At 60.8% G+C, this 15,930-nt stretch carries 12 protein-coding genes; 10 read left to right on the forward strand and 2 right to left on the reverse strand.

Going from position 1 to position 15,930, the window contains the following annotated elements:
* Positions 1 to 120: 120 nt before the first annotated feature.
* Positions 121 to 1,722: a cache domain-containing protein gene (locus tag SPITH_RS00495; protein WP_014623793.1), complete on the reverse strand. Its 1,602-nt coding sequence runs from the start codon at positions 1,720 to 1,722 to the stop codon at positions 121 to 123.
* 15 nt (positions 1,723 to 1,737) lie between these two features.
* Positions 1,738 to 3,339: a methyl-accepting chemotaxis protein gene (locus SPITH_RS00500; RefSeq protein ID WP_014623794.1), complete on the reverse strand. Its 1,602-nt coding sequence runs from the start codon at positions 3,337 to 3,339 to the stop codon at positions 1,738 to 1,740.
* 165 nt (positions 3,340 to 3,504) lie between these two features.
* Here SPITH_RS00500 and pyk point away from each other — a divergent pair, with 165 nt between their 5' ends.
* From pyk to leuC, 10 genes are all read left to right on the forward strand, one after another.
* Positions 3,505 to 4,929 carry a pyruvate kinase gene (pyk, locus tag SPITH_RS00505; RefSeq protein ID WP_014623795.1) on the forward strand — a complete coding sequence of 475 codons (1,425 nt, stop codon included), beginning with the start codon at positions 3,505 to 3,507 and terminating at the stop codon, positions 4,927 to 4,929.
* Between the two features lie 50 nt (positions 4,930 to 4,979).
* A complete protein-coding gene (locus SPITH_RS00510; protein WP_014623796.1) occupies positions 4,980 to 7,280 on the forward strand; it encodes an MFS transporter in 2,301 nt (766 codons plus the stop codon).
* 82 nt (positions 7,281 to 7,362) lie between these two features.
* Positions 7,363 to 9,597: a chemotaxis protein CheA gene (locus tag SPITH_RS00515; RefSeq protein WP_245523412.1), complete on the forward strand. Its 2,235-nt coding sequence runs from the start codon at positions 7,363 to 7,365 to the stop codon at positions 9,595 to 9,597.
* Positions 9,598 to 9,963, forward strand: coding sequence for a response regulator (locus tag SPITH_RS00520; protein WP_014623798.1), 366 nt, complete (start codon positions 9,598 to 9,600; stop codon positions 9,961 to 9,963).
* 17 nt (positions 9,964 to 9,980) lie between these two features.
* Positions 9,981 to 10,502: a chemotaxis protein CheW gene (locus SPITH_RS00525; protein WP_014623799.1), complete on the forward strand. Its 522-nt coding sequence runs from the start codon at positions 9,981 to 9,983 to the stop codon at positions 10,500 to 10,502.
* Positions 10,503 to 10,504: 2 nt separating this feature from the next.
* Positions 10,505 to 12,082, forward strand: a complete 1,578-nt coding sequence (locus tag SPITH_RS00530) for a methyl-accepting chemotaxis protein (RefSeq protein ID WP_014623800.1) — start codon at positions 10,505 to 10,507, stop codon at positions 12,080 to 12,082.
* Between the two features lie 6 nt (positions 12,083 to 12,088).
* Positions 12,089 to 12,904, forward strand: a complete 816-nt coding sequence (locus SPITH_RS00535; RefSeq protein WP_014623801.1) for a CheR family methyltransferase — start codon at positions 12,089 to 12,091, stop codon at positions 12,902 to 12,904.
* A gap of 1 nt (position 12,905) precedes the next feature.
* On the forward strand, positions 12,906 to 13,394 hold the full coding sequence (locus tag SPITH_RS00540; RefSeq protein WP_014623802.1) for a chemotaxis protein CheD: 489 nt from the start codon (positions 12,906 to 12,908) through the stop codon (positions 13,392 to 13,394).
* Between the two features lie 3 nt (positions 13,395 to 13,397).
* Positions 13,398 to 14,465 carry a protein-glutamate methylesterase/protein-glutamine glutaminase gene (locus SPITH_RS00545; RefSeq protein WP_014623803.1) on the forward strand — a complete coding sequence of 356 codons (1,068 nt, stop codon included), beginning with the start codon at positions 13,398 to 13,400 and terminating at the stop codon, positions 14,463 to 14,465.
* 54 nt (positions 14,466 to 14,519) lie between these two features.
* Entirely contained in the window at positions 14,520 to 15,923 is a 1,404-nt protein-coding gene (gene leuC, locus SPITH_RS00550) for a 3-isopropylmalate dehydratase large subunit (protein ID WP_014623804.1), read from the forward strand.
* The last annotated feature ends 7 nt before the right edge of the window (positions 15,924 to 15,930 follow it).

Below are 15,930 nucleotides of genomic sequence, written 5' to 3' on the forward strand. Positions count from 1 at the left end.
CCTACTCCCCTGTTTCCTCGTGGATTCCCTTCACTCATTATGGTGAAGAGTAGTGGAGTTTCCCCTATTTTCATCGGGAGACAGCTCCTTATTCTTCAGTAGTGCTCAGCTTTCCTCCTCCTAGAAGTCTTTGAAGTCGTCGAGGGGGAGGGTTTCCTCGGGGCGTATGATCTCGACGTCCTTGTGGTCGTGGGGTTCCCTCGGTGGGGGTGTGGTCCGGGGCGGTGTCTTGGCGGGGGGGTGGTCCTTCTCCGCGTGGTGCCCGCCGTCCGCGTGGGTGGCGGCGGCGCGGGCGCCGTTCACGATGCGGTTGAGGACGACCACGACCTCACGGAGTTGTTCCACCTGGGAGAGGAGCTCCTCCCCTGCACTGGCGGTCTCCTCGGAGGAGGCGGCCGTCCCCTGTACCACGGTGTTGACCTGGGAGATGGCCTTGGTGACCTGGGAGACACCCCTGGACTGTTCCTTGAAGGCGGTGGTGATCTCGTCGAGGAGGACGTTGACCTTGCCGGCGAGGGTGCTCACCTTGAGGGCGCTCTCCTTGACGGTGGAGAGTTTCTCCTGGCCTGAGTCGATGCTGTCGACCACGGTCTCGATGAGCTCGGTGGTCTCCTTTGCGGCCTCGGCGCTCTTCTGGGCGAGGGACTTGACCTGCTCGGCGACGACGGCGAAACCCCTGCCGGCCTCACCGGCCCTGGCGGCCTCCACGGCGGCGTTGAGGGCGAGGATGCTCGTCTGGAAGGCGATGTCGTCGATGACCTTGTTGATCTTGACGATCTTCCTGGCGTTCTCGCTTATGAGGGTCATGGCGTTCTGGAGTTCCTCGGTCTGTTGGGTGGAGAGGCCGGCGCTCTCGTTGGTCTCTTTCATGAGGAGCTCGGCCTCGGTGACGGTCTTGGTGTTGGACTCGATGATGGACTGGAGTTCCTCCATGTTGCTGGTGATCTCCTCGACCGAGCTTGCGAGCTCGCTCGCGCCGCTGGAGAGTTCCTGGCTGGAGGAGGAGACCTGGGTGGCGGCCGATTCGAGCTGGTTGGAGGAGGCGAGGAGGTTGCTGCTCACGCTGGTGATGGGAAGGGAGATGCTCCGTGCCATGAGGATGGTGAGACCGAGGGCGATGGCCACGATGACGGTGATGGAGATGAGGATGAGGTTGAAGAGGGCCCCGGTCTCGGCCTCCACGTCGTCGAGGTAGATCCCGCTCCCTATGATCCAGTTCCACGGCTTGAACAGCTTCACGTACGAAATCTTGGGTACGGGCTTGTCGAAACCCGGTTTGGGCCACATGTAGTCCACGAACCCGGCGCCTGCCTCCTTACACACCTTCACCATCTCCACGAAGAGCTTCTTGCCGTTGGGGTCCTCGTAGTCGGAGAGATCTGTGCCATCAAGCTCGGGTTTATAGGGGTGCATCACCATGTAAGGACGCATGTCGTTTATCCAGAAGTATTCTTCCTCCTCATATCTGAATGTCTTTATCTCTTCCTTTGCGAGGGTCTGGGCTTCTTCGAGGGAGAGGGAGCCTTCCTCCACCTTCTGCGCGTAGAACTCGAAGACGCTGTAGGCCACTTCGACCACGTGTCGGGTTTTGAGGTATTTCTCCGCGTAGAGGTCCTTCCTCACCTCCGGATAGACGTAGAGCAGCACAAAGAGCGAGTAGAGCACGATGATGATGAGGGCGATGAGGATGATCTTGTAGGACAGCCTCAGGTTCTTGAGCATGGACGGTTTCCTCCCTCAGAAGTCCTTGAAGTCTTCGAGGGGGAGGGTCTCCTCGGGGCGTATGATCTCGACGTCCTTGTGGTTGTGGGGTTCCCTTGGTGGGGGTGTGGTCCGGGGCGGTGTCTTGGCGGGGGGACGGTCCTTTTCCGTGTGGTGTTCGCCGTCCGCGTGGGCGGCGGCGCGGGCGCCGTTCACGATGCGGTTGAGGACGACCACGACCTCGCGGAGCTGTTCCACCTGGGAGAGGAGTTCCTCACCGGCGCTGGCCGTCTCCTCGGAGGAGGCGGCCGTCCCCTGTACCACGGTGTTGACCTGGGAGATGGCCTTGGTGACCTGGGAGACACCCCTGGACTGTTCCTTGAAGGCGGTGGTGATCTCGTCGAGGAGGACGTTGACCTTGCCGGCGAGGGTGCTCACCTTGAGGGCGCTTTCCTTGACGGTGGAGAGTTTCTCCTGGCCTGAGTCGATGCTGTCGACCACGGTCTCGATGAGCTCGGTGGTCTCCTTTGCCGCCTCGGCGCTCTTCTGGGCGAGGGACTTGACCTGCTCGGCGACGACGGCGAAACCCCTGCCGGCCTCACCGGCCCTGGCGGCCTCCACGGCGGCGTTGAGGGCGAGGATGCTCGTCTGGAAGGCGATGTCGTCGATGACCTTGTTGATCTTGACGATCTTCCTGGCGTTCTCGCTTATGAGGGTCATGGCGTTCTGGAGTTCCTCGGTCTGCCGGGTGGAGAGGCCGGCGCTCTCGTTGGTCTCCTTCATGAGGAGTTCGGCCTCGGTGACGGTCTTGGTGTTGGACTCGATGATGGACTGGAGTTCTTCCATGTTGCTGGTGATTTCCTCGACCGAGCTTGCGAGCTCGCTCGCGCCGCTGGAGAGTTCCTGGCTGGAGGAGGAGACCTGGGTGGCGGCCGATTCGAGCTGGTTGGAGGAGGCGAGGAGGTTGCTGCTCACGTTGGTGATGGGGAGGGAGATGCTCCGCGCCATGAGGATGGCGAGACCGAGGGCGATGGCCACGATGACGGTGATGGAGACGAGGATGAGGTTGAAGAGGGCCCCGGTCTCGGCCTCCACGTCGTCGAGGTAGATCCCGCTCCCTATGATCCAGTTCCACGGCTTGAACAGCTTCACATACGAGATCTTGGCTATGGGTTCTTCGGTCCCCGGTTTGGGCCAGTGGTAGTCCACGAAACCCTCACCCTCTTCCAAGGCTATTTTCAGCATCCTTTGATTGAAATAGTCTCCTGTCACGGGATCTTCCTGTTTGGAGAGATCCTTTCCTATCAGTTCGGCATTGAACGGGTGCATGAGCATGTGGTTCTGCGTATCCTGAATGAAAAAATAGTCGTTATCCCCATAACGGAATACCTTTATCTCTTCCTTTGCGAGGGTCTGGGCTTCTTCGAGGGAGAGGGAGCCTTCCTCCACCTTCTGCGCGTAGAACTCGAAGACGCTGTAGGCCACTTCGACCACGTGTCGGGTTTTGAGGTATTTCTCCGCGTAGAGGTCCTTCCTCACCTCCGGATAGACGTAGAGCAGCACAAAGAGCGAGTAGAGCACGATGATGATGAGGGCGATGAGGATGATCTTGTAGGACAGCCTCAGGTTCTTGAGCATGGGACGCCTCCTCCTGGTCTGCGGGAAGTGCTCATACACGGACCACCATAATCTATTGTTTTACATGAGTCGGGAGATTTCAATAGAAGATGACGAGAAAACGATATTTTCTTTTCACCGGAATTGTGCTACAACACCTGGGATCATACTGACGGGGAGCCGGCCATGAGAAAGAATACCAAAATCATAGCGACGATCTCCGACAGTCGGTGCGACTTCTCCTTCATCAAGGCCCTCATCGAGGAAGGGGTGGACGCGTTCAGGCTCAACACCGCGCACCAGACACCCGAGACGAGCAAACGGGTGGTGGATGCGATCCGCAAGGTCTCATCCCATGTGGCGATCGTGCTCGATACCAAGGGCCCCGAGGTGAGGACACGGCTCGGTGGGGCCCCGCTCGAGGTGCAGGAGGGAGATGTGGTATGGGTGGGGGGTGAACCTATTGAGGATGCCCCCTGGTTCTCCACCTCGTACGAGCGGTTCGTCGAGGATGTGCCGGAAGGGGCGAGGCTCCTCATCGACGACGGGGAGATCGGCCTCCTGGTGGAGGAGCGGAAGGCAGGGCGGCTGGTATGCAGGGTGGAGAACGAAGGGATGGTCAAGGACAGGAAGAGCATCAACGTCCCGGGCGTGCACCTCTCGCTTCCGGCGCTCACCGGCAAGGACAGGGAATACGTACGCTTCGCCGTGGAAGAAGGGGTGGACTACATCGCTCACTCCTTCGTGCGCAGCCGGGAGGATGTGGAGGAGGTGAGAGAGGCCCTGGAGAGGGCGGGAGGGGATGCCGGCACGGTGGGGATCATCGCCAAGATCGAGAACCGGGAGGGGGTGGACCACGCCGAGGGTATCCTCGACACATGTGACGGGCTCATGATCGCGCGGGGAGACCTGGGGATAGAGATACCGGCCGAGGAGGTCCCGGCGATCCAGAAGAGGCTCATACGGCTGTGCATGGAGCGGGCGAAGCCGGTGATCACCGCTACCCAGCTTCTCCACTCCATGATAGAGAACCCCCGGCCGACCAGGGCCGAGGTGACGGATATCGCCACCGCGGTGCTCGACGGTACGGACGCCCTCATGCTCAGCGGAGAGACTGCGTACGGCAAGTACCCCGTGGAGGCGGTGAAGACCATGGTGCGAGTGGCCTCCACGGCCGAGAAGATGAGGCCCGAGCTCCCTGAGCACGACATCGTAGGCTATACCAACCCTGTGCGCTACTTCCTCTCGCAGGTGGCCATGAAGGCGAGCTACCGGCTTCCCATCGCGGCCATCATCGTGCATACCTACACAGGGAGGACCGCGAGGCTGGTGTCCTCTTTCAGGGGCAAGACACCGGTGTATGTCTTCTGCCATGATCCCCGCGTGGCCCGAAGGTTGGCCCTCTCGTATGGGGTGTATCCCCGGGTGATAGAGCTTCCCGACAGCACCGACGAGCTGGTGAAGGAGAGCATCTCCTCTCTCCTCACGGAAGGGGATGTCCGTCCCGAGGATCTGGTGTTGATCCTCGCAGGATCCCCGCCGCATCAGAGCAACAGCTCGAACTTCCTGGAGATCAACACCGTCGCCACCTATCTCAAGGAGCGGGGATAGGGGCGCCTCGCCTTCACAGGACGCGAAGATCCTTATACTGAGGAGCAGGTATGCTTTCCCAGAGAGAGCTCAAGCGGACCATGCGCTATTCCCTCCTGAGCGGGGTGTCGTTCGTCTTCTGGTTCCAGGTGTGTTCCCCTCAGTCGCTCTTCAACGTGTTCATAAAGAATTATCTCGGAGCAGGGGCGAGCGGCCTGGGGCTCCTCATCGCGGTCATCTCCATGATGGGGGTGCTTCAGATCTTCGCGGTGCCCCTCTTCAACATGGTGAAGACGCCGAAATGGGTGTGGCTCGTCACGCATCTCATCCATCGGCTCCACAGTTTCGTGCTCGCCGGTGTGGCCTTCTCCGTGGCATCGGGGGGCGACAAGGAGACGGGGTTCTGGATCATTGTCGTGACCATGGGGATGAGCTGGGCCCTCACCAACCTCACGGGTTCAGGGTGGTGGTCCTGGATGGCGGATCTCTTCCCCGAAGAGATCCGGGCGGAGTTCTTCGGAAAACGTTCCGCCCTTTCCAATGTGGTGAACATGATCTGGTTCTTCGCGGTGAGCCTTTCGCTCGATCTGGTTCCCGAGGAGGGCGTGTTCCTCTTCTGGGGTGTGGTGTTCATCATCGGGGGGATAGGAGGGCTCGCGGACATTCTCTTCCATCTGCCCATGCCGGCGAGACCTCATGAGCGGGAGCAGGGTGTCGGTTTCAAGGGGCTGTGGGAACCTCTCAAGGACGAGCGTTTCAGGCCCTTCCTCTTCGTCATAGGGACCATCCTCTTCGCCGTGAACCTTTCGATGCCCTTCCTGTCCCCCTATATCGTGGATCCGCGGCACGTGGGGGCCCCCAACTTCTGGCTGGGGATCCAGTTCATACTCTTCCAGATCACCTGGGTGCTCACCGCACCCCTCTGGGGGCTCTCCATGGACCGGTTCGGGAGGAAACCGGCGGTGGTGCTCGGCGTCCTGGGACGTCTCTCGTGGGTGGGGTTCCTGTTCCTCTCGCCGACGAACTACCAGGTCATCATCCCCCTCGCTTCCATCGTCACCGGCATCTTCGGTCCCCCGCTCTGGGACGGTATGCAACAGATGATGCTCTCCCTCGCCCCTGAGCGGGGAAGGGTCTCCTACGTGGCCTGGTTCTGGCTCGTGTGGGGTGTGGCATCGGCGGGAGGATCGGCGCTGGGCGGTGTGATAAGCGATGCCGTGGATGCAGCCTCCTTCACCATCCGGGGAGTGGGACCGGTGGACGGGTTCCAGGTGGTGCTCTCGCTCTCGTTGTTCCTGTGCGCCGTGGCCCTCATGGTGCTCGTGGGTATCGAAGAAGGGAAGGGCAAGACGGCCCGGTATGTCCTCGCCCGACTCGCCAACCCGGGGGTGGTCCGGACCTACGTGAACATGGGGATCATCCGGGGATCCGTCCCCTCCGAGCGTGTGGTCTCGGCCCTAAGGGCGGTGAACGAACGCGACAGCCTCCTCCTGGAGGAAGTGAAGGCGCGGCTCAACGACCCCGACGAGGAGGTGCGGCGTGAGGCGATACAGGCGCTCGCCCGACTGCGGGCCTCCTCGGCCGTGGACCTGCTCGTCTCCCACCTCCGTGACGACTCCTCTTCCCTCAGGGTGGAGGCGGCCCGGGCTCTGGGGGCGATCGGTGACCCGCGGGCCATCCCGGCGCTCATCGAGGGGCTCACTTCTTCTTCCCCGGAGCTCCAGCTCGCCTGTACCTATGCCCTGGGAGAGATTGGGGGCGAGGAGGCCGCAGGCGTGCTCCTCTCCACCCTCAAGGACGAGGAGTCGCCCGAGCATCTTAAGGTCTCGGGGGCCACGGCCGCGGCGAAACTGGGTGTGCTGGAGGCGGCATGGGAGATCATTCCTCTCATGCACCGTTCTCCGAATCGCGTACTCAAGACACAGCTCGCCATCGCCCTCGCGAACCTCCTCGGGAGACCGGGGGAGTTCTACCGACTGGTGACCGGGGGTGAACAGGAAGAGGTGCGGGAGAGAATGCTCCGGTCGCTCCCTGCCCAATGCAGCAGACTCCTCTTCAGGATGGGCCTTCCTTCGAAGGAGGTGGAGACGATCCGGAAGGGAATCACGGAAGCGGTCGACCTCTTCCTCGAGGGGAGGAAGGAGGAGTGCAGGGAAACGCTCGGAGAGGTGGGCAAGAGGCTCGTCCTCCTGTGTGCAGAGGCGAGGAACATAGGAGAGGGCACGGTGTTCGAAAAGGCCTGCCGGCTGGATCAGCGCCTCGGCGTGTGGTGGTGGCTCCTCAAGAAGGCCCGGGAGACCGACGATCCAGGGCAGCTCGAACTCGATCTTCTCGTCCTCCTCTACGCCCTCGGGGTGATGGAGATCCCGTGATCCCTTGAGGGGCTCGGCGAAAAAGTGCGGACATTCCCCCCTGTTTCCTTGAATTTCACGAGGGAGGCTACCATACTGTATAGTGTCGAACGGCCAGGGGGTGAGAGTGAAGGCTCTTCTCAAGAACCTGAAGACGTTGGAACGGCGTCTCTCCTCGTATGTTCCAGGGGATGTGATCGCACTCGCCGAGATCCGGGAGCTCCTCGGTGAGGTCCGGAGGGAGTTCGAGAGGACCCCTTCGCTCAAGAAACTCGAAGGCGTGCTCGTTACCTTTCTCCAGATCTCGGACCGGCTCGCCTCGGATCCGGGGTTGGAGGCTGGCTTCGTGGAGCTCCTCTCGGGGGTGGTGAGTGATCTCATCCTCTTCTTCACGAGGAAGATCGAGGCGAAGACCTTCGCGGCCCACCTCAGATCCTTCATCCCTCGACTCAAGGAGATGCTCTCCTCCTCTGCCCCACGGGAGGAGAAGGGGCGTCCCCGTTATCCCTCCGATTACTTCGACGCCCTCGTGGACGACGGCCGGCTTCTCTCGCAGTTCTTCCACGAGGCGTCCGACCACCTCAACGAGGCCCAGTACACGCTCCTCGATCTCGAGTACGATCCCACGAACAAGGAACTCGTCAACGACATTTTCCGGAACTTCCATACGATCAAGGGGTCTTCCGCGTTCCTCGGCCTCAGGAACATAGAGGAGGTCAGTCACAGGATAGAGGACCTCTTCGTCCTCGTACGCGATGACAAGATCTTTCTCTCTCGGGATCTCATCGATGTGGTGTTCTACGGGATAGAACTCATCAGGGTCTTGCTCGACATCATGGAGACCTCCGGATTCGAACGGGAGAAGATGACCCAGGCATTCCTCCAGGTGGATATCTTCACCTACCTCCACCTCATGGAGCGTATACTCACGGAATATACGGTGAAGAAGATCGGCGAGATCCTCCAGGAGGAGGGCAAGCTGAAGCCCGAAGACCTCCACGTGCTCCTCGAGCGTCAGGAGAAGGAAGGGGGAGAACGGATGCCCCTGGGGAAACTCGCTGTTGAGGAGCGGCTCGTGATGCCGGAGGACGTGGTGGGGGCCCTCAAGAAACAGCAGGATCAGCGGGCCAAGGCGAGACGGCTGGGATACGTGAAGGTCTCCAACGAGAAGCTCAACATGCTCATCGATCTGGTGGGGGAGCTGGTGATCCATCAGTCGATGCTCCAGCAACACCTCCTGGCGGAGGAGGACAGGGAGCGGCTCGACAGGACGCTCACGAGCCTGGAGACGACCACCTCGACCATCAAGAACCTGGTCCTCTCACTCGGCATGCTCCCCATGGGCGATCTCTTCAACCGGCTCAGGGTGGCCATACGGCATACCGCGGAGGAGCTCGGCAAGGCGATCATCGTGGACACCGAGGGAGAGGAGACGGAACTCGACAGGAACATGCTGGAGGTGCTCTACGACCCCCTGCTCCACCTCGTGCGGAACGCCGTGGATCACGGTATCGAATCCCCCGAGGAACGGGAGAAGGCGGGGAAGCTCAGGGTCGGCAAGATCTCCCTGCGGGCGGAACACCGGGGGAGCGGCATCCAGATCGTGGTGGAGGACGACGGACGGGGTATCGACCGCAAGAAGGTGGTGGAGAAGGCCCTGCTCCTCGGCCTCGTCCGCAAGGAGGATGCGGGGCGGATGAGCGAGAAGGAGGTCTACGACCTCCTCTTCCTTCCGGGGTTCTCCACCAAGGAGCGGGTGGACACCACCTCGGGCAGGGGGGTGGGGATGGACGTGGTGAAGAAGAATCTCGAGTCCATCCACGGCAGGGTCGAGGTGGAGAGCGAAGAGGGGAAGTTCACCCGATTCATCATCGGACTTCCCCTCACCCTGGCCATCATCGACGGACTCGTCACGGTGATCGGGAAGAACCGGTACATCTTCCCCTTCGGGGCGGTGGAGGAGATCGCCGTGATACCCCGGGACCGACTCCGTATGGAGGAGGATCAGAACGCCACCCTCCTGTTCCATCGGGGGCGGCACATCCCCGTGCTCTTCTCCCATCGCATCCTGGGAGAGGAGAGGCACGAAGAAGGGGATTCCTTCCTCGGGGTCCTCGTGCTCCACGAGCGTTCCTCCTACTGCGTGGTGGTGGACGAGATCGTGGGAAAGCAGGAGGTGGTGATCAAGAATCTGGGGGGATTGCTCTCCGGCTATCGCTATCTCTCCGGTGGTACCATATTCGGGGACGGGAGTATAGGTTTCGTCCTCGACATCCAGGGATTGATAGAAGAGGCGGAGGCCGGATCGGCGGCCAAGACGGTATTGAGGGAGGTGTGAATGAAACACATCATGGTGGTGGATGACTCGGAGGTCATCCTCAGGATCGTGAGTCAGACACTCCAGATGCATGGGTATTCCCAGATACTCACGGCATCCAACGGGAAGGATGCCCTGCCTATCATCAAGGAACACCTGGGCAAGATCGCGCTCTACATCTTCGATGTGAACATGCCGGAGATGGACGGTCTCTCCCTCCTCAAGGAGGTGAGGACCCTGGACAAGACCACGCCCATCATCATGCTCACCACGGAGACCGACAAAGAGAAGATCATGGCTGCCAGGGAGTCCGGTGCCACCGGATGGATCATAAAGCCCTTCGAGGGCGAGAAGTTCATCAAGGTGGTGAAGATGTACCTCGGGTAATCTGAAGAGGAGGCCCTATGGCTGATCCGGTTCTCAACAAGTATCTGCTCTTTTCCCTGGGGGAGGAACACTACGGGATCCCCATCGCCAAGGTCCAGGAGGTGGTACGATACATCCCCATCACCAGGTTGCACGACACCTCCCGCTTCCTCAAGGGGGTGGTCAATCTCAGGGGAAGGATCGTGCCGATCATAGATCTGAGGCTCAAGTTCGGCTTCGAGGAGAGACCCTATACGGATCGAACGGTCTTCATCGTGGTGGAGGTCTTGAGTCCCCGCAGCCCCTACCTGGTCGGCCTCGCCGTCGATGCGGTGGAGGACGTGGTGGAGGTACCCGATACACGGGTGGAGAAGATGCCCAGCGTGGGCGGCAAGATGAAGTCGCACTACCTCTACGGACTGGTGCAGTTGGGTGACCGACTCGTCCTCCTCCTCAACCTCGAGGAGATCCTGAGCACCGAAGAAGTGGTGAAGATCTCGGAGAAGGTGGAGACCCATAAGGTCTCACCGGAACCCTCTTCCTCACAGCGTAAAGGATGAGCATGAAACGAACGAGCTCCTGGTTCGCCTCGATCCGTGCACTCACCGTCCTCGCTGAAGTAGGGCTTCTCGCTTCTCTGTTGCTCCTCGTGATGATGCAGGTGTTCGACATGGAGGGGTGGACGTTCCTCCCTCTCCTCCTCGTGGTGCTTTTCGTCCTCCTCGGCCTCGTGGTTTTCCTGAGGAGGGAGCGGCGCTACATAGTGGAGTTGGAACAGGTGGTAGAGCACACCATCGATGCCTATCGGGGCGTCTCCCTCCAGCTTCTCCTCGCGATCGGCGACATCTACAGGGACATGCTCTCCCTTCAAGAGGAGTACCTCTCTCCTCTGCCTGCCGAGGTCGAGGAGTCCCGGTCCATGTTGGATAGGGTGTTCTCCTCGGAGACCGAGTTCGCGAAACTCATAGAGGAGGAACGGAAGAGGATCGACGGCCTCAAAGGCGTCGATCTCAAGAAGCTCCTCCGTGGCGTGGCGGGATTCGAAGTGATCAGCCGACGGTACATCCTCGCCTCTCTGGTGATCCTGGGGACAGTCGTAAAGAAGATGAAGGAGGTGATCGCAGAGAAGCTCGAGCTCTCCAGGAGCATGTCCCGCGGGCTGGTGGAGGTCTCCATCGTCCACGACCTCATAAAACGGTGGGACGAGCTGTCGGATCAGCTCATCGTGAAGGAGGTCTCCCAGAGCTTCCAGGAGATCGCGCCGATGCGGGAGATGCTGGAGAAGACCCTCAAGGTCCTCGCCGGGGACATCCCCGAGATGAAACGGCAACAGGAGGAGGCGAGGGAGTTCCTGCTCTTCCAGCGGAGGCGGCTCGAGGAATTCTTCGAAGTGATGGAGAAGGTGAAGCACGAGTTCTCTCTCAGCATGGAGCGGTACTTCGATGAACTCAAGGGTATCCCCTCCGTGGTGAAGGAGATTGCAGAGATCGCGGAGAATGTGAAGATGGTCTCGTTCAAACTGAGCATCGAGGCGAGCAAGGCGGGTGACAGGAGCTTCACCCTCATCGCCAGGGAACTCAGGACCCTCTCCGAGAAGGTCTCCCTCTTCGCGAAGGAGATCACAGGGAGGGTGAGCCTCACCACCCAGACCGTGGAGAAGGAGAGGAGGATCCAGATCGAGAAACTCGAGGAACTCGAACGGATCATGGGGGAATCGAGTTCCCTCACCCAGGAGCTCGATCGATACGACGAGAGTGTCCGCAGGATCTCGGATTCGTTCGAGATGCAGCTCAAGCGTATCGGCAATATCGAGGAGTACGGACGCGAGGCGAACCGGCTCCTCATGCGGTTCTTCGAGATCGCCCAGCAACTGGTGATCGTCCAGGAGGAGTTGCTCCACCGGGATGCCTTTGTCGAGGAGCTCATGCAGGGGCTCCAGAAGAATCTCGAGGACTTCGTCTCCCGGGAGGAGAGTTACAGGGAGAACAAGGAGGTGGTGAGGGCCATCCTCGAGCGACTCAAATCGAGGATCACGACCAAGCGGGAACGTCTCCTCCTCAAGGATTTCTACAGGAAGTTCCTGGGAGAGGAATGGGAAGAGGATGTCTCGCCCACGGACGACTCCATCATCATCTTCTAGGGGAAGATGATGTCCACCCTCTCTCCCGCGATGTTCACCCGGCTCTCCGGGCTCTTCTACGAGATCACCGGGATACGGCTCAAGGAGTACAAGCGATACCTCCTCGAATACCGCCTCATGCGGCTCGTGGGGCCCGATCGGAGGTTCTCCTCGTTCGAGGAGCTCTACGAGGCGCTCCGTGAGGACCACACGGGGGAGCTCAGGGGACTCTTCGTCCACCTCCTCACCACGAACTACACATACTTCTTCCGTGAGTCCCTGCACTTCTCGGTGGTACGGGAGTATCTCCAGGGAAGAGGCAGGGAGGAACCCTATGTGAGGATATGGAGCGCGGGATGCGCCACCGGAGAGGAGACGTACAGTATCGCCATGGTGGTGAGGGATGCCCTCCCCGATGTGGATGCGAGGGATCTCAAGATCCTGGGTACGGACATCTCGCCCGAGGTCTTGTACGTGGCGCACGCGGGTGTGTATCCGATCAGGAAGGTGCAGACCTCGCCGTATGATCATCTTCTCGCGCGTTATTGCAGGTTCGACGAGGGGGAGGGTATCCTCGAGGTGAAGGATGAGGTGAAGAGGCTGGTGACGTTCAGGCGCCTCAACCTCATGGAACCCTATCCGTTCAGACGCATGTTCGATGTGGTGTTCCTCCGGAATGTGCTCATCTATTTCGACCTTCCCGAGAAGGAGCGGATCCTCTCGAAGGTCTACGACGTGGTGAAGCCGGAAGGGTATCTCATCCTGGGGCTCTCGGAGAGCCTCGTGGGGGTGCGTCACCGGTTTCTTCACCTCAAGGCTTCCATCTACAGCAAGAGAGGGTGATATGCACGAGTACTTCCTGCATCCCGGAGAGCTTATCTTCTCCCGACGCCACATGCTCGTAAAGACCGTGCTGGGGTCATGTGTGGCGGTGTGCATACACGACAAGGTGCAGCGTATAGGGGGGATGTGCCACTACCTCCTTCCGGTGGCCCCCACGGACGAACAGCGGAGCACCAAGTACGGTGACGTGGCCATACGGGTCTTGCTCTCGAAGTTCCTGGGGAAGGCGGGATCCCGGAAGGAGGATCTGCTGGCCTCGGTGATAGGTGGGGCGTTCGTGGTCTTCGACGAGCGGGAGATCTTCTTCGTGGGTGACAGGAACGTGGAGGTCGCACTCAGATTGCTCAAGGAATATGGGGTCTATGTGCTCCAGATGAACACCGGCGGGGACTACGGGAGGAGGGTTCTCTTCGAACCTCACACCAACAAGCTGGTCGTCGAACAGATAAAGGGCGTGACCGTGGATGATCTCTACGACCCGGAGGCGTGATTCATGAGCGAGAAGATCCGTGTGCTGGTGGTGGACGACTCGGCGATCGTGAGGGAGGTCCTCTCACGGCTCATCGGGGGGGCTCCTGACATGGAGCTCGCGGGGACCGCCCCGGATCCCTTCATCGCGAGGGACAAGATCCTCAGGACGAACCCCGATGTCCTCACCCTGGACATCGAGATGCCTCGTATGGACGGGCTCTCGTTCCTCGAGCGGCTCATGCACTACCGCCCCCTCCCGGTGGTCGTGGTGAGCTCGGTGACCACGAAGGACTCGACGGCGGTGGTGAGGGCTCTGGAACTGGGGGCCTTCGACGTGGTGAACAAGCCGGGGGATAGCACGAGCGTGGGGGAGGTGGGTGAGCAGATCCTGGAGAAGATCCGTGCGGCCTACAGGTACAGGGATCAGTTCATCGGCAAGTGGTGCCTCCTCAAGGAGAAGGGGGCGAGATCAGGTCCTCCTTCCCACCATCTCTCGGTGGTGGAGACCACCGAGAAGCTCGTAGTGGTGGGTGCTTCCACCGGCGGCACGGTGGCGTTGGAGGAGGTGCTCTCCCGGCTCCCGAGGGGGATGCCGCCTGTGGTGGTGGTGCAGCACATGCCGCCGGTGTTCACCGCCCAGTTCGCGCGGCGTCTGGACGAGCTCTGCACGCTGCGGGTGAAGGAGGCCGAGGATGGGGAACGTCTCGAGAAGGGAACGGTGTACATCGCACCGGGTGGGTACCACCTCGTCCTGGAGAGACGGGGGGAATTCCTCTACGTGCGTCTCACCCGTGACGAGAAGGTGAACTTCCAGCGTCCCTCGGTCGATGTGCTCTTCGAGTCTGCGGCGGAAGTGGCCGGGAAGAACACCCTTGGTGTGCTTCTCACCGGGATGGGCAAGGACGGAGCGGAGGGACTCCTGAGGATAAAGGAGTCGGGAGGACACACCATCGCACAGGACGAGGCCTCTTCGATCGTGTGGGGGATGCCGAGGGTTGCGGTGGAGATGGGGGCAGCGAAGGAGGTCCTCCCTCTGGATCGGATCGCCGAACGGATGGTGACGCTCGTCTCCTCAGAGGGCGGGGGATGATAGCCGAGGCTCACTATTTTTGATATGTTTAGTCATAAAAAGGAAGGAGTGACCATGGCCGGGAAGACCCTCTTTCAAAAGGTGTGGGAGGCACACGTGGTGGATCGACTGCCCACGGGGCAGTACCAGCTCTTCATCGGGCTCCACCTCATCCACGAGGTGACGAGCCCCCAGGCGTTCGCGGCCCTGAGGGAGAAGGGGCTCAAGGTGGCGTTCCCTGAGCGCACCTTCGCCACGGTGGATCACATCGTCCCCACCCACGACCAGGGACGGCCCTTCGTGGATCCACAGGCGGAACGCATGATGCAGGAGCTCGAGAAGAACGTGCGTGAGTTCGGCATCAGGTTCTTCAACCTGGAGAGCGGACGGCAGGGGATCGTCCATGTGATAGGGCCGGAGCTCGGTCTCACCCAGCCCGGCATGACCATCGCGTGCGGCGATTCGCATACCTCGACGCATGGGGCCTTCGGGTCGCTCGGATTCGGTATCGGTACGAGTCAGATCCGTGATGTGCTCGCCACGGGTACCCTCGCCATGGAGCCGCTCAAGGTGAGGAAGATAGAGGTGAACGGGCGACTCGGTCCGGGGGTGACCCCGAAGGACGTGATCCTCTTCATCATCAACCGGCTCGGTGTGAAGGGGGGTATAGGGTACGCCTATGAGTATGCAGGGGATGTCTTCGAGAACATGGAGATGGATGGTCGGATGACGGTGTGCAACATGTCGATAGAGGGTGGGGCGAGGATCGGATACGTGAACCCCGATGAGAAGACCTTTGCCTATCTCAAAGGCAGGGAGTTCGCCCCCAGGGGAGAGGCATGGGACAGGGCCGTCTCGTACTGGAGGAGTGTGGCCTCTGATCCGGATGCGGTCTACGATGACGTGGTGGTCTTCGATGCTGCCGAGATCGCGCCCATGGTGACGTGGGGGATCACGCCGGGACAGAGTGTGCCCGTGGACGGGGTGCTCCCGGATCCTGCGGCCCTGCCCGAGAGCGAGCGGGAGATCGCCGAGTTGGCGTACCGCCATATGGGGTTCAGGCCGGGCATGCGGATCCTCGGCACCAGGATCGACGTGGCCTTCGTGGGGAGCTGTACGAACGGCCGGATCTCCGACCTCAGGGCCGCGGCGGAGGTGGTGAGGGGCAAGAAGGTGGCGCCTCATGTGCGGGCCTTCGTGGTGCCGGGATCGATGCAGGTGAAGCGGCAGGCCGAGGAGGAGGGGCTTCACGAGATCTTCATGGATGCCGGATTCGAGTGGCGCGGGGCCGGATGCTCGATCTGTCTGGGGATGAACCTCGACAGGCTCGAGGGCGACCAGATCAGCGCGAGCTCGAGCAACAGGAACTTCATCGGTCGTCAGGGGAGTCCCAAGGGGCGTACCCTGCTCATGTCCCCGCAGATGGTGGCTGCTGCGGCCATCGCAGGGGAAGTAGTGGATATACGAGAGGTAGGATAGGAGCGCC

It is taken from the genome of Spirochaeta thermophila DSM 6578 (assembly GCF_000184345.1).
GTDB lineage: Bacteria > Spirochaetota > Spirochaetia > Winmispirales > Winmispiraceae > Winmispira > Winmispira thermophila.

Excerpts from the sequence above, each read along its gene's own strand:
- SPITH_RS00495 (WP_014623793.1), bottom strand. The coding sequence starts at position 1,722 with ATGCTCAAGAACCTGAGGCTGTCCTACAAGATCATCCTCATCGCCCTC.
- SPITH_RS00500 (WP_014623794.1), bottom strand. The coding sequence starts at position 3,339 with ATGCTCAAGAACCTGAGGCTGTCCTACAAGATCATCCTCATCGCCCTC.
- pyk (WP_014623795.1), top strand. The coding sequence starts at position 3,505 with ATGAGAAAGAATACCAAAATCATAGCGACGATCTCCGACAGTCGGTGC.
- SPITH_RS00510 (WP_014623796.1), top strand. The coding sequence starts at position 4,980 with ATGCTTTCCCAGAGAGAGCTCAAGCGGACCATGCGCTATTCCCTCCTG.
- SPITH_RS00520 (WP_014623798.1), top strand. The coding sequence starts at position 9,598 with ATGAAACACATCATGGTGGTGGATGACTCGGAGGTCATCCTCAGGATC.
- SPITH_RS00525 (WP_014623799.1), top strand. The coding sequence starts at position 9,981 with ATGGCTGATCCGGTTCTCAACAAGTATCTGCTCTTTTCCCTGGGGGAG.
- SPITH_RS00530 (WP_014623800.1), top strand. The coding sequence starts at position 10,505 with ATGAAACGAACGAGCTCCTGGTTCGCCTCGATCCGTGCACTCACCGTC.
- SPITH_RS00535 (WP_014623801.1), top strand. The coding sequence starts at position 12,089 with ATGATGTCCACCCTCTCTCCCGCGATGTTCACCCGGCTCTCCGGGCTC.
- SPITH_RS00540 (WP_014623802.1), top strand. The coding sequence starts at position 12,906 with ATGCACGAGTACTTCCTGCATCCCGGAGAGCTTATCTTCTCCCGACGC.
- SPITH_RS00545 (WP_014623803.1), top strand. The coding sequence starts at position 13,398 with ATGAGCGAGAAGATCCGTGTGCTGGTGGTGGACGACTCGGCGATCGTG.
- leuC (WP_014623804.1), top strand. The coding sequence starts at position 14,520 with ATGGCCGGGAAGACCCTCTTTCAAAAGGTGTGGGAGGCACACGTGGTG.